We start from the raw sequence: 13463 nt of genomic DNA on the forward strand, positions 1-13463 counted from the left end.
CGTAAGGGCGGTGCCGCACAACACCTACGCGTTGCCATTTCCGCACCGCTCGGTACGAACCAGCGGCAAATCAAACACTGTTTGCGAACGATTCACCCAAACCGGTGGTGGGTGGGCGTGGGACCGCCTTCACTGGATGAGTCGGCTGCCGCCGACGATCGACAACGCCGTCGCAGTGCCGTTTTTCGGACCAGAGCTAGGTGTGTGGATTGTGCGGTTGGAGGAGCTGACCACCCCGCAGGATTGGGCACATGTGTACCGATCCCTGTTCGGGTTGCCGCATGTCCACGTGACCACCCCGGGCTTCGTGGTGCTACCGCTGATCGATACCGTCTGCGCCCTCAACACCCCGGAACCCTTGGGCGCGTTGATACTCGGCGAACTCACCGGTCGCGGCATCCCCGGCCCGGTGCTGGTCCGCGACAAGCCGCCGCGCCGAACCTTCCTCGCGGTGTTCGACGGCTACCCCGGCCCCGAATGCATCGAACTTCTGGAGCGCAACAGCGTGGATATCGGACCGCACCGCAGCAATGTCATCCTGCCGACGGGCTTCGGTCGACATACCCACGAGGGCCGCTGGTGGGCCCGCGCACCTCAGCGCGACGAGTCGTTGCCGCTGTTGTCCGAGGTCGTCGCCGCCGCCAAAGCGGTGCTGTGAGTCGATATCACCGCAGGTGAGGGCTGTTTTCCGGTGAATCCGATCCATACCGTGTTCTTCGGTCACCACGAGGCCGACCCGCGCGCCCTGCTGTATTTCGAATGGACGCAGCGCCGCGAATCCGGCTGGGAAGTAGGGGATTTCGAGGAGGAGGTGCGCGAATTGACGCACACCGATCGGCCCGTCCCGGCGGCGTGCTGGCGGCTGCTGGACCGGGTCGAATCCGCCGAGCGCGTACCCGACTGGCCCTACGCGGAGTGGGCGGACGGCACATCCTCGGAGCCGGAGAAACCGGTAGCCCCAACGCATGTCGACGCCGCCGAGGGTGACCTGCTGGATCGGATCCACGGCGGCTGGTTGGGCCGCTGCGTCGGCTGCACCCTCGGCAAGCCCCTGGAGAACGGGTTCGTGTGGACGCCCCGGCGCATTCGCGACTATCTGGAGCCGATCGGCCGCTACCCGCTCGGCGACTACGTGCCGGTGCGCGACCCCATGCCCGAGGACTTCGAATTGCATTGGACCTGGCGCGAATCCGCCCTCGGCCACATCGACGGCAGTCCCCGCGACGACGATCTCGACTACACCGTGCTCGGCCTGCACCTGCTCGAACAGCACGGCACCGACTTCACCACCGACGATGTGGCGGCGCTGTGGCTCGAGCGACTGCCGTTCTTGCAGACCTACACCGCCGAACGCGTCGCCTACCGCAATCTCATCGACGGTTTCACCCCACCCGACACCGCCACGCATCGAAACCCCTACCGCGAGTGGATAGGCGCGCTCATCCGCGCCGATATCCACGGCTACGTCAGCCCCGGGGATCCACACCGCGCCGCCGCGCTGGTGGCCCGTGACGCCGCGGTCTCCCATGTCGGCAACGGCCTCTGGGCGGCCATGTGGTCGGCGGCGCTGATCGCGGCCGCCTTCACGGCGTCCCACCCCGAGGATCTGATCGCCACGGCGAACAGCGTTGTCCCCGAACGCTCCCGGCTGGCGGTCGCGATCGGGCAGGTCCTCGACGACTACCGCGCCGCCCTGACCTGGGAGCAGGCCGTGATCGCCATCCACTCCCGTCACGCCGACTACAACTGGGTGCACGCCATTCCGAACGTCTGCCTCATCACCGCCGGATTGCTCTGGGGCGAGGCCGATTTCACCCGCACCGTCACACTCACCGTGCAGGGCGGCTGCGACACCGACTCGAATGGGGCCACCGCGGGGTCGGTCGCCGGAATCCTCACCGGAGCCGCGGCCATTCCGTCGCACTGGACGGAGCCGCTGCGGGACCGATTGCACAGTGCCGTAACGGGTTACGACGGCACCCGCATCTCGAACCTGGCTATTCGTACGCTCCGCCTGGTCGATATCGGGACGGCTGATCTCGCAAGGAGAGGGTAACTCGTCGGGTACGCCCAAAATTTGCTCGGCACTCGACCGTCGGCACGCGTGCATGTCGGTCGACGGCTCTCAGCCGGGCGCTGAAGGTTCGGGGAGGCGGGGGAGCCAAGGGCGGTGCCTGGTCCGGGAACCGGGCACCGCCCCTGTCATCGCGCCGACCTATCGGCGCTCACGTCGACCGAGCTGCTAGCGCTCCACGATCGCGACAACACCCTGGCCACCGGCGGCACAGATGGAGACCAGCGCACGACCGCCGCCCTTCTCCTCCAGTAGCTTGGCGGTCTGGGCGATGATGCGGCCGCCGGTCGCGGCGAACGGGTGACCCGCCGCCAGCGAGGAGCCGTTCACGTTCAGCTTGGAGCGGTCGATCGCGCCCAGCGCGCCGTCCAGTCCCAGCCGCTCCTTGCAGTACTGGTCCGACTCCCACGCCTGCAGCGTCGCGAGCACCACGGAGGCGAAGGCCTCGTGGATCTCGTAGTAGTCGAAGTCCTGCAGCTTCAGGCCGTTGCGGGCCAGCATGCGCGGCACCGCGTAGGTGGGGGCCATGAGCAGGCCGTCCGGACCGTGGATGTAGTCCACGGCGGCGACCTCGGAGTCCACCAGGTAGGCCAGCGGCTTGAGGTTGCGCGCTGCCGCCCACTCCTCGGAGCCGAGCAGCACGGTGGAGGCACCGTCGGTCAGCGGGGTGGAGTTGCCCGCGGTCATGGTGGCGTCGCCGAGCTTGGTGCCGAAGACCGGCTTCAGCGTCGACAGCTTCTCGATGGTCGAGCCGGGACGCAGGTTGTCGTCGCGGGTCAGGCCCAGGAACGGGGTGACCAGATCGTCGAAGAAACCGCGGTCGTAGGCGGCGGCCATGTTCTTGTGCGACAGGTAGGCCAGCTCGTCCTGCGCCTCGCGGGCGATACCGAATTCCTTGGCGGTGATGGCGGCGTGCTCACCCATGGACAGCCCGGTGCGCGGCTCGGCATTGCGCGGGATCTCGATGCCCACCATGGACGGACGCAGGCGGCCGACGAGCTTCACGTAGTCGGAGTTCTTCTTGGCGCGGTTGGCGTCGAGCATCCACTCGCGCATGCCCTCGCTCACGCCGATCGGCGCGTCGGAGGTGGTGTCGGTGCCGCCGCCGATACCGGATTCGATGCGGCCCAGCGCGATCGCGTCACCGACGGTCACGATGGACTGCAGGCCGGTGCCGCAGGCGAGCTGCAGGTCGTGGGCCGGGGTGTACGGCGACAGGGTGCTGCCCAGCACGCTCTCGCGAATCATGCCGTGCTCGCCGACGCGCTTGAGCACCGCGCCGCCGACGACCATGCCCAGCCGCTCACCCTGCAGGCCGTAGCGGGCGACCAGACCGTTCAGCGCGGCGGTGAACATGTCCTGGTTCGAGGCGTGCGCGTACTTGCCGTCGGAACGGGCGAACGGGATTCGATTGCCGCCCAGAATGGCGACAGGACGAGCCTGCTTGGTGTTCTTGGCCGCGGCCTTCGCCGAACGGGCTTTGGTGGTCACTCGAGTCTCCAGTGTCTCGTCGGGTTCCGGCATGCCCGGTCGGACCAACCGGGCCTGGTTTACATTAAACTTACTCTGGAGTAAGTTCTTTGTCGACACCGTACCCCGCCCATGTGCGCGACATCGCTTCCGGGCACAGACGAGAAGAGAAGGTAGGAACCAGTGGCTGCCAGCAAGAGCAAGGGCGCTCCCAACCTGTACGGATCGTTCATCCACTCCGCTCCCGGCGCGTTCCTGGCGAGCAAGCTCGGCCTCCCGCAGCCCGAGAACCTGCGCCGCTACAAGGCCGGTGAGCCCGCCCTCCCCGGCCCGGTGCTGGTCGGCGGCAAGGGTCGCGTGGCCGACGCCGTTCGGAACCTGCTGTCGGACTACACCTTCGTGGAATCGGTCACCCCCGGCGTGAAGTTCGGCGCGCTCGTCTTCGACGCCACCGGCATCCGGACCATCGAGGAGCTGGAGCAGCTGTTCGAGTTCTTCCAGCCCGCCATGCGCAGCATCGCCCCCTCGGGCCGCGTGCTGGTCATCGGCACCACCCCCGAGCTGGCCGCCTCGGTCGACGAGCAGATCGCCCAGCGCGCGCTCGAGGGCTTCTCCCGCTCGGTTGGCAAGGAACTGCTGCGCGGCGCCACCGCCAACCTGGTCTACCTGCACCCGGAGGCCGCTGCCGCCGCCACCGGCCTGGAGTCCACCCTGCGCTTCATCCTCTCGGCCAAGTCGGCCTTCGTCGACGGCCAGGTCTTCCGCGTCGGCAAGGACGACTCCACCGCCCCGGCCTCCTGGGACAAGCCCCTCGAGGGCAAGGTCGCCGTGGTCACCGGCGCCGCCCGCGGTATCGGCGCGACCATCGCCGAGGTCTTCGCCCGCGACGGCGCGACCGTCATCGTCGCCGACATCCCGGCCGCCGGTGAGGCGCTCGCCGAGACCGCCAACAAGGTCGGCGGCACCGCGCTGGCCCTCGACGTCACCGCGCCCGATGCCGCCGAGAAGATCGCCGAATTCGCCACCGAGCGCTTCGGCGGCGTCGACATCATCGTGCACAACGCCGGTATCACCCGCGACAAGCTGCTCGCCAATATGGACGACGGCCGCTGGAACTCGGTCATCAACGTGAATCTGGCCGCCCCGCACCGCATTACCGAGGGACTGGTCGCCAAGGGCGCGCTGAAGGAGGGCGGCCGCGTCATCGACGTGTCCTCCATCGCCGGTATCGCCGGTAACCGCGGCCAGACCAACTACGGCGCGTCCAAGGCCGGTGTCATCGGCATGGTGAACGCCGAGGCCCCGAAGCTGGCCGAGAAGGGCATCACCATCAACGCGGTGGCCCCCGGCTTCATCGAGACCGCCATGACCGCCGCCATTCCGGTCGGCACCCGCGAGGCCGGTCGCCTGCTCTCCTCGCTGCTGCAGGGCGGTCAGACCGTGGATGTCGCCGAGACCATCGCCTACTTCGCCTCCCCGGCCTCGAATGCCGTCAGCGGCAATATCGTTCGCGTCTGCGGCCAGGCCCTGATCGGAGCATGATGACCGAGACCATCACGCTCACCGAAACGCCCAAGAACAGCAGCCTTTTCGTGAAGGCGGCGCTGGGTGCGCTTCCGGTGCCGGGACTTTCGTCGCGCCCCTCCACGCTGCCCGACCGGGTGGTCAAGCTCCAGGGCCTGAAGGTCGATCCCGATCACCTGTCGGCGTACTGCCGCGCGACCGGACTGCGCTTCAACGACGCCCTGCCGCTCACCTACCCGTTCATCCTCAGCTTCCCGCTGGCGATGCAGCTGGTGGTGGCCCGCGACTTCCCGTTCGTCGCGGTCGGCGCGGTGCACGCGCAGAACCTCATCGAGCGCACCCGCGAGATCTCGGTCTCCGAACCGCTGGATTTCGAAACCCATATCGAGAACCTGCGCGAGCACCCCAAGGGCCTGCTGGTGGACGCCATCACCGAGGTCAATGTGGGCCGGGAACTGGTGTGGCGACAGGTCACCACCTTCCTGCACCAGCAGCGCACCTCGCTGTCGGGTGGTCCGAAGCCCGAGCCCAAGCCCGACGAGGTTCCGCCGCCGCCGCTGCGCACCACCCGCGTGGACCAGAAGATGATCAACCGGTACGCCGCGGCGTCGGGTGACCACAATCCCATCCACACCTCGGCGCTGGGGGCCAAGGCTTTCGGATTCCCGAAGCCGATCGCCCACGGAATGTGGTCGGCTGCGAATATCCTCAGCAATATCGAGGGACGCGTTCCCGAGAAGGTCACCTACGACGTGAAGTTCGGCAAGCCGATCTTCCTGCCCTCCACGGTGAACGTCTACGCCGACCAGGTGGCCGGTGGCTGGGACCTGTCCTTGCGCAACCCGAAGAAGGGCTATCCACACCTGACCGCTACGCTGCGTTGAGTTGTCGGGCACTCGGTTCACGCCGAGCGCCCGATGCGAAGCTCGACCCCGGACCAGGGGGACCGGAGCCGCGCACCAGTTCACGACCGTATGTCGGCTCGCAGGGGTATCGACATCCGAATCGCGAACAGGTGTGCGGCTCTGTGCTTTTCCGGGGCTTTTCCGGGCCGCTCAGCAGTCGCAGCAGCAGCAGCAGCCGTCGCAGCTACAGCACTCGCCGCACGACGAGCAGCATTCGGCGCAGTCGCAGCAATCCGCACAATGCTTGTACCAAGGCTGTTGTCGTTGGCCCGTACACGGATTGGTGTGCTCCGCGCAGCAGGCGTAGCCGGTGCAGTAGACCGCCCCGATGATGCCGAGCCCCTCCCAGATACTCGGCCGCCGATGCGGGGTGCGCGGCGGCCGAACGCCCAGATCGCCGCGCACCTCGAAGTGTGAAACCGGTTTCACCAGCGTCGATCCGGAGGATTCGGCGGCAGAACCGGCTGCGGGACGACGACGCGTCGCGTGGTCGGTCGCGCACACCCGCGCCGCGCCCGTGGCCCGCCCGATCCGCCGCACGACGCCGTGCAGCGGATCCAACAGCATCCAGCGCACGGTCGCGACCTTGGCCAAACCGACCCGCACCAGCGCGGCGCGCAGCTGTCCGTGCGATTCACGCAGCAGCGCCTCGGCCTGTCCCACCGAAGTGCCGGTGGCGGTCAGCGGATTGAACTTGCCGCGCGCCGCATCGGATTCGAGGTCCTCGATGGCATCGGCGAGATGGGCGATCCGCCCGAAATGCCAGCCGACTTCCCGTAGCGCGTCGATGTTTTCGGGCCGCCCGGCCAGGACCGCGGTGTGTGCGAACAGATCCGCGGCGCACAGTTGGGTGGGTGCGGTCAGCCGCGCGAGCGAGTCCAGGCCATCCGCTTCGCCCGCCGCGGCGGCGAGCACCGCCTGCTCGACGCGCGCCTGCGATTCGATCGCGGCGACAAGGGGTTCGATGTCGAGCCCGATCTCATCCGCCGCCGCCCGGGCGCGGCTGTGCCAGCGGTTCGAGACGCGCCCCATCGGCCGTCGCGACACCGGCCCGGTGTCACCGTCGTCGATGTGGTCGCGAATCTTGGCCGCTCCCAACAACAGTGAGGCGGTCGCGGCGAGCCGAACGCCGGGGGAGTCGGCGGCGGCGACCGACGCCCGCCGCATCCCGCGCAGCGGGCACGGGCCCGCGTCGGTGCGTGTCGCCGCCCGCGGCTGTTGGGCTTCGGTGAGCACCCCGAGCAGAATCGCGTCGGTGTTCGTGGCGGCCCGCGCCAGCTGCCCGTGCCCGTCGCGCAGGCCCAGGCACAGCCCGCACATCTGCGTCTGCCAGGCCGAAGCGTCGATCCCGTACTTCGCCGCGCCGTGCGCACACGGCTTCAGCAATCCGAACAACCCAGTTCCCCGTCCCCCAGCCGCGCTCCGAGCAGGCTGGTCCTACAACACAATCCACGCGACTGTGGCAGGCGTTGACGCGGGTGGCAACCCCGAGGGCCTACTCCGGTTTGCGACCGGCCAGACCGCGCCAGGCGAGATTGTCGAGCAGGTCCACGGCCTGGGCCACCTCGATCTCACCGCTGGCGACCCGGTCGGCGATGGCCTCGCCCGCGCCGATCACGGCCACCGACACGATCTCGAAATTGGTGCCCGGCTCGGCGTACTTGGCGCTGGATTCCAACAGTTTGGCGGTGAGCTCGATGATCCGGTCGCGGCTGTTGGCGATATCGGGCGCGAACGGCTGCTGGTTCAGCGCCTGCCGGTAGAGCACCTGCCAGGACCGCCGATTGTTGTCGACGTAGGAGAGGAACGCCTCGAGCCCGGCCCGCAGCTGTTCGTGCGGCGTGAGTTTCGGGTTGCCCGCCACCGCCACGGCCTCGATGAACCGTAAACTCTCCCGGTGAATACAGGCCCGGAAGAGCTCGTCCTTGGAGCCGTAGTACAGGTACAGCATGGGCTTGGAGATACTCGCCTCGGCGGCGATCGCGTCCATGGACGTGTCGTGATACCCCTTGTGCGAGAACACGATTACGGCGGCGTCCAGCATCTGCTGCTCACGAACCGCCCTGGGTAGCCGTTTCGTTCCGCCTGCCATCCACTCTCCTAGGACATGTCGAAACCCTTATCTTACTCCATGGTAAGTTCCGCGAACTCAAATTGCCGGTGATTCGCTCACGGAAGGGTTCGACATCCTGGTGAGTGGGACTCAGCAGCGCGGTGCGGTGCCCTTGAACTTTGCCATGCGCAGTACCGAGGCATCCACCTGGCTACCCGGCAGGCGGCCCGCGGTGACCGCCTGCTCGAGCCGATCGAGCACCTCGGTGACGGCGTCGGTGCTGATCCACAGGGCATTGTCGGCCCCGGCGACCAGGGCGGATTCCACGGCTTCGGCGATGCTCATGCGCGCGGTGATGGCGGCCATGCCGCTCAGATCGTCGGTGAAGATCACACCGTCGAAGGGTGCCGCACCGTAGCCGGTGCCCTGGCGCAAGAGCGTCATGACCTCCGGGCTGATACTGGCGGGCACATCCGGGGTGGTCAGGCCCGGCACGTCGAGGTGTCCGACCATGACCGCGGCCCCCGACCCGATGAGGTCGCGGTAGGGCAGCAGATCGCTCTCGCGCAGCTGGTCCAGCGGCGGCGTGTGCACCGCGCCGGTGTGCGAATCGCCCGAGCCGGAGCCGTGGCCCGGGAAATGCTTCATGACGGTGCCGACGCCCGCCTCCTGCATCGCCCGAATGAAGGCGCTCGCGTACTCGGTCACCACGGCCGGATCGTCGGAGTAGGAGCGGTCGCCGATCACCGAATCATCAGGCTGGCTGCTCACATCCACATCGGGCGCGAAATCCACCGTGATGCCGAGGGCCTTCATCTTCTGTCCGCGCTCCAGGCTGAAGCGGTAGTACTCGTCGGCGCTCATGGTCTGCGCGATCACCCGCGCGGAGGGGGCCACCCCGACGAGATCCTTGATGCGCGAAACCCGCCCGCCCTCTTCGTCGATGGTGACCATGAGCGGTGTGCGCGCGGCAGCGGTCACCTTGTCGATCTGGTGCTGCCCCAACAGCGCCTTGTCGGTCCACCCGCCCACGAAGATGCCGCCCACCTGTTCGGTGCGCACCACGTTCTCGGCGTCGGCCGCGCCGGTGACGCCCACGGTCAGCAACTGCGCCAGCTTCTGCCGGGTGGTGAACTGCGCGAGATAGCCAGCGGCGCAGTCCTGTTGCCCCGGCGTGGTGGTCGCGGGCGTCGACGTGTCGCCGGAACCCGTGGTGGTGGACGTCTTCTCGGCCGTGGTCTCGCCACCGCCGCCGGAGCAGGCGGTCAGCACGACGGCGGTCACGGCGAGCACGATCCCAGGCACGATGCGCATGGTCATCGACGGTAGCCGCCGCCTTCCGCCGCGCCTACTCGACACTCGCCCCACGGTGCTCGACGTGCCGTCCGCGAGCGGTTTCACACGGTGACGGGCGCATCCATTCGATATCGGGCAATCGAGCGGCAATCTGAAAAGTTCCTCTTCAACACGTTTCGAGCCGTCGAATTTGACAGTTGCGGACAAATAGCTATCTGATAGCTAATTGCTCTGCCCATTCTCATGTGCTCGATCACCCCTGCGGAAGGCCCCCACAAACCCATGCGACTCAGCAGACTGACGCGCGGCGTGAGCCTGGCGCTCGCGGCCCTGTTCGGACTCGGCCTGGTGGCGACGGCTCCGGCCCTCGCCACCGACGAGGTGGACCGCTACCTCGATCTGCCGCTGGTCAATCGGAACGCGGCACAGGGCCCGGGTGGCGTGCACCCCGAAATGCCTTATGACCAAGCCGAACTCGGGCGGCTGCTCGACCAGGCCCGCGCTCGCGGTGTGGCACCGACCCGCTACGCGGCGCTGCTGTACCAGTACTGGCTGGTCGACGCCACCCGGCAGGCGGGTATCGACCTGCGCTCCTGGGATCCGCGCGCCGGGGTACAGGCCAACCGGGACAACCTGATTCGCTCCTACCGCTATTACGAGGACCTCCAGCTCGCCCACCGCGAATTGCAGTGGGCCGGAATGGGCGGCCAGGTCGGCGCGGACTTCGGCGGCGGCCTGATCGACTTCGAAATGGCCGGAAACGTCTACGGCGCTCCGGGTCTGGCCGAGGCCGCGCACACGGTGATCGGGACGGTGGAACAGGTGGCGGGGCCGCAGGCGGTGGCCCTGCTGCCCAGCGGATTGCGCGCCATCGCCGAGGCGGGGCCGCACATCACCCCCGAGGATCTGCGCTACATCATCGGGATGATCCTGGTGATGCAGAAGAACATCTTCTCGGATCTGATGCCCATGCACGACGCCTACGTCACCGGCGGCCTGCCCGCGCTCGAGGAATTCCAGGCCGCGGGGCTCTTCGGCGCGGACATCATGAACGCCTGGCGCGATGTCGCCTCCGGTGACGGAGCGCGGATCGCCGCGGGCAATGCCGCCCTGCTGCGCCGCGAACAGCAGTGGGCCATCGGTCAGCAGTGGGACGAAACCCGTTCGTACAAGGGCAGTGTCGGCGAGGCCATCACCTATCTCAGCGGCGCCGCGGGGTCGCCCTCGGTGGCCGGGGTGCGGCCACCGCGCGAATTCCATCCGGTGCGAATCCCGTTCACCGGCAGCGACGGCCGCGCCATGGTGATGACACTGCCGCTGCCGGACTGGAATTGGTCGGTGCTCGACGCGCGCTGGGACTACATCACCACCGAACTGCTGCCCAAGTACCGCTTCCAGGTCGAGAACAACTGGCCCGCACTGGAAGCCGTCATGCGCACCCCCTACGAGATCCAGCTCGAGTCCAAGCGCCCGCTGCTCAACCTGCCGCAGCTGGTCGCCTCGGCCGCCCAGGAATTCACCATCACGCCCGCCGACGGAGGAAACTGAGATGCGCACGCGCACCCTGGCCGCGGTGACCGCGCTGGCCCTGGCCCTCTCCGCCGCGGTCGCGGGAACCGCTGCGGCGGAACCGGTTCCGCCGCACACACCGGCCTTGGACGAGGTGTTCAACGGTTACGTGGTGGGCACATTGCGCGAGGGCGCCCTCGCCTCGCCGCAGGAGATCTTCGAGGGCCTGCTCGCCAACGACCCGTTCTATCAGGAGCCGCCGCTCACCGGATCGGAGCAGCCGGGCGACATTCTGAAGGCGAAGCGGGTGGATGTGCTGTTCACCGGCATGAAGCCCGCGAACCTCGATGCCTGGAAGCTCATGTACGTGACCACCGGACTCGACGGCGTCACCCCGGTGATCAGCACCGGCATCCTCATGGTTCCGCGTGACGGCACGCCGAACTCGGAGCGCAAGCTCATCTCCTACCAGGAGGCCAACGACAGCGTCGGCTGGGGCTGCCACCCCAGTACGCAGTGGACCGGCGGCGCGCCGACCGACGGTTCCTCCTGGTCGGCGCTGGGGCCGCTGGCCCTCATGTTCGGCAAGGGCTACGCGGTGATGATCTCCGATGTGGGTAACGACGCCGATCGACGCCCGCACGGGGTGTTCGCGGGCAAGTACGCGGCGCACACCCAACTCGACGGGGCGCGCGCGGCACTGCGCCACGCACCCTCCGGACTCGACCCGCAGGCTCAGATCGCGCTGTTCGGTATCGCGGGAGGCGGTGTGGGGGCGGCCTTCTCGGCGGAGTTGCAGGACGAGTACGCACCCGAACTGAATGTGAAGTCGACCGTGCTGGAAGGCATGGTCGTCGATCAGCGCAACTTCATGCGGGTGGCCGACGGCGGGGTCGGCTCCGGCTTCGCCTTCGCGACGCTGCTCGGCCTGGAACCCGCCTATCCGGAGATGAATCTCGACGCCAAGCTCAATCCGGTCGGTCGTGGGATCGCCGATACTTTCCGAACCCAGTGCCAGACCGCTTATTTCGGGACGCCGTTCCTCCCGCTGCGAGCGCTGTTCAACTCCGGGGTGAACCCGGCCGACGAACCCGCGTTCCAGCACGTCTTCGAGGACAACCGCCTGGGCCGTTCCGGAACGCCGAAATCCAAGGTCCTCATCGCCTCCTGCGCGGCCGACGATTCCTTCATGTCGCTGGTCCCCGCCCGTGACGCGCGCGAACTGGCCGACACCTACCGCGCCCAGGGCACCGAGGTGACCTATCAGCCGACCGACTGCGGCATGGTCAAGATGCTCACCGACCTCTACGGCTGGGGCACCGACCTGTTCGGTATGCAGACCATCGACTGGATGGCCGCGCAATTCGACTGAGCCGGTGACGATTCGGTGGCTCCCGACCTCACGGTCGGGAGCCACCGGCGTCTACTTCCCGGGTAGCTCGTGGTGGCCGCCGAAGGCCTGGCGCATGGCCGAGAGCACCTTGTCCGCGTAGAGCGATTCACCGCGCGAGGAGAAGCGCTGGAACAGCGCCGACGACAGTACGGGCGCCGGGACGCCCTCGTCGATGGCGGCATCGAGGGTCCACCGGCCCTCACCGGAATCGGAGACCCGACCGCCGAAGGAGTCCAGACCCGGATCGGCGTACAGCGCGGCGGCGGTGAGATCGAGCAACCAGGAGGCGACCACCGAGCCGCGCCGCCAGACCTCGGTGACCTCGGGCACATCGATGTCGTACTGGTAGTACTCGGGATTGTCGAGCGGTGTCACCTCGGCCGAGTGCTCGCCGTCCTGATGCTTGCCGATATTCGCCTTGTGCAGGATGTTCATGCCCTCGGCGTAGGCGGCCATGGCCCCGTACTCGATGCCGTTGTGCACCATCTTCACGAAGTGCCCGGCACCGGCCGGACCGCAGTGCAGATAGCCCTGTTCGGCGGTGGACGGTTCACCCGTGCGGCCAGGTGTGCGGGGGGCGGCGTCAACGCCGGGGGCGATGGATTTCAGCAGCGGTTCGATATAGGACACCTGCTCGGCCTCGCCGCCGATCATCAGGCAGAAGCCGCGCTCCAGTCCGAACACCCCGCCCGAGGTGCCGATGTCGAGGTAGTGAATGCCTTTGGGCCGCAGCGCCTTCGCGCGCGCGATGTCCTCGTGGTAGCGGCTGTTGCCGCCGTCGATGACGATGTCGCCGGGTTCGAGGTGTTCGGCGAGCTGGTCGACGACCGCGCCGGTGGCACCGGCCGGAATCATGACCCACACCACGCGCGGAGTGTCGAGCATGGCCACGAATTTGGGCAGTTCGGTGGTGCCCGCGAAGCTGTCGCCGAGTTCGGCGGTGAGTTCGTCGATATGCGGGCTGTGGCGTTCGAATCCCACCGCCGTATGCCCGTCGCGGACTATGCGGCGCACGATGTTCGCGCCCATCCGGCCCAACCCGATCATTCCCAGCTGCATACTCGTCTCCTCGAGTCGTCTGCGTGCGGTGCCCGGTGTTCCGTCTCGATTGTCCGCCTTCGGGTGCCGGGAAAATTTTCCGGGATCTGTGCGCGGGTGTGTAACGCCCGCCGACGCGGTTCGATAGACGGGGTGGCTCCGTGCTGTTGCCAGACCCCCGACCCGGCAACCGCACGGGGC

The 13463-nt window shown here is 67.9% G+C and carries 11 protein-coding genes; 6 read left to right on the forward strand and 5 right to left on the reverse strand.

What is annotated here, in order from left to right; translation table 11 throughout:
• Nucleotides 1-211: 211 nt before the first annotated feature.
• Together ACIBH2_RS30870 and ACIBH2_RS30875 are read left to right on the forward strand one after the other, a co-directional pair.
• Complete coding sequence (locus tag ACIBH2_RS30870; protein ID WP_397123867.1) at nt 212-658, forward strand: hypothetical protein; 447 nt, start codon at nt 212-214, stop codon at nt 656-658.
• Nucleotides 659-691: 33 nt separating this feature from the next.
• Nucleotides 692-2056 carry an ADP-ribosylglycohydrolase family protein gene (locus ACIBH2_RS30875; RefSeq protein WP_397123869.1) on the forward strand — a complete coding sequence of 455 codons (1365 nt, stop codon included), beginning with the start codon at nt 692-694 and terminating at the stop codon, nt 2054-2056.
• Between the two features lie 186 nt (nt 2057-2242).
• Here ACIBH2_RS30875 and ACIBH2_RS30880 read toward each other — a convergent pair whose 3' ends face one another.
• Nucleotides 2243-3565, reverse strand: a complete 1323-nt coding sequence (locus ACIBH2_RS30880; protein WP_397123871.1) for an acetyl-CoA C-acetyltransferase — start codon at nt 3563-3565, stop codon at nt 2243-2245.
• A gap of 162 nt (nt 3566-3727) precedes the next feature.
• Between ACIBH2_RS30880 and ACIBH2_RS30885 the strand changes: the two genes are divergently transcribed.
• Together ACIBH2_RS30885 and ACIBH2_RS30890 are read left to right on the forward strand one after the other, a co-directional pair.
• Nucleotides 3728-5086, forward strand: a complete 1359-nt coding sequence (locus tag ACIBH2_RS30885; RefSeq protein ID WP_397123873.1) for a 3-oxoacyl-ACP reductase — start codon at nt 3728-3730, stop codon at nt 5084-5086.
• Nucleotides 5086-5952, forward strand: coding sequence for a MaoC family dehydratase (locus tag ACIBH2_RS30890; protein WP_397123875.1), 867 nt, complete (start codon nt 5086-5088; stop codon nt 5950-5952). The genes ACIBH2_RS30885 and ACIBH2_RS30890 overlap by 1 nt, the downstream gene beginning before the upstream one ends.
• Before the next feature lie 171 nt (nt 5953-6123).
• Here the strand turns inward: ACIBH2_RS30890 and ACIBH2_RS30895 are convergent, their stop codons facing one another.
• From ACIBH2_RS30895 to ACIBH2_RS30905, 3 genes are all read right to left on the reverse strand, one after another.
• Entirely contained in the window at nt 6124-7368 is a 1245-nt protein-coding gene (locus ACIBH2_RS30895; protein ID WP_397123877.1) for a DUF5685 family protein, read from the reverse strand.
• A 100-nt stretch (nt 7369-7468) separates the two neighbouring features.
• Nucleotides 7469-8065, reverse strand: a complete 597-nt coding sequence (locus ACIBH2_RS30900) for a TetR/AcrR family transcriptional regulator (RefSeq protein ID WP_397123879.1) — start codon at nt 8063-8065, stop codon at nt 7469-7471.
• A gap of 111 nt (nt 8066-8176) precedes the next feature.
• Nucleotides 8177-9340, reverse strand: coding sequence for a glycoside hydrolase family 3 N-terminal domain-containing protein (locus ACIBH2_RS30905; RefSeq protein ID WP_397123881.1), 1164 nt, complete (start codon nt 9338-9340; stop codon nt 8177-8179).
• A gap of 264 nt (nt 9341-9604) precedes the next feature.
• On the opposite strand from ACIBH2_RS30905, the gene ACIBH2_RS30910 reads away from it, so the two are divergent.
• Complete coding sequence (locus ACIBH2_RS30910; RefSeq protein WP_397123883.1) at nt 9605-10870, forward strand: hypothetical protein; 1266 nt, start codon at nt 9605-9607, stop codon at nt 10868-10870.
• Between the two features lies 1 nt (nt 10871).
• Nucleotides 10872-12203, forward strand: a complete 1332-nt coding sequence (locus ACIBH2_RS30915; RefSeq protein ID WP_397123885.1) for a lipase family protein — start codon at nt 10872-10874, stop codon at nt 12201-12203.
• Nucleotides 12204-12254: 51 nt separating this feature from the next.
• On the opposite strand, the gene gnd is transcribed toward ACIBH2_RS30915, so the two are convergent.
• Entirely contained in the window at nt 12255-13283 is a 1029-nt protein-coding gene (gnd, locus tag ACIBH2_RS30920) for a phosphogluconate dehydrogenase (NAD(+)-dependent, decarboxylating) (protein ID WP_397123887.1), read from the reverse strand.
• Nucleotides 13284-13463: the final 180 nt, after the last annotated feature.

Origin of the sequence: Nocardia sp. NPDC050406 (assembly GCF_044459025.1) — a bacterium.
GTDB lineage: Bacteria > Actinomycetota > Actinomycetes > Mycobacteriales > Mycobacteriaceae > Nocardia.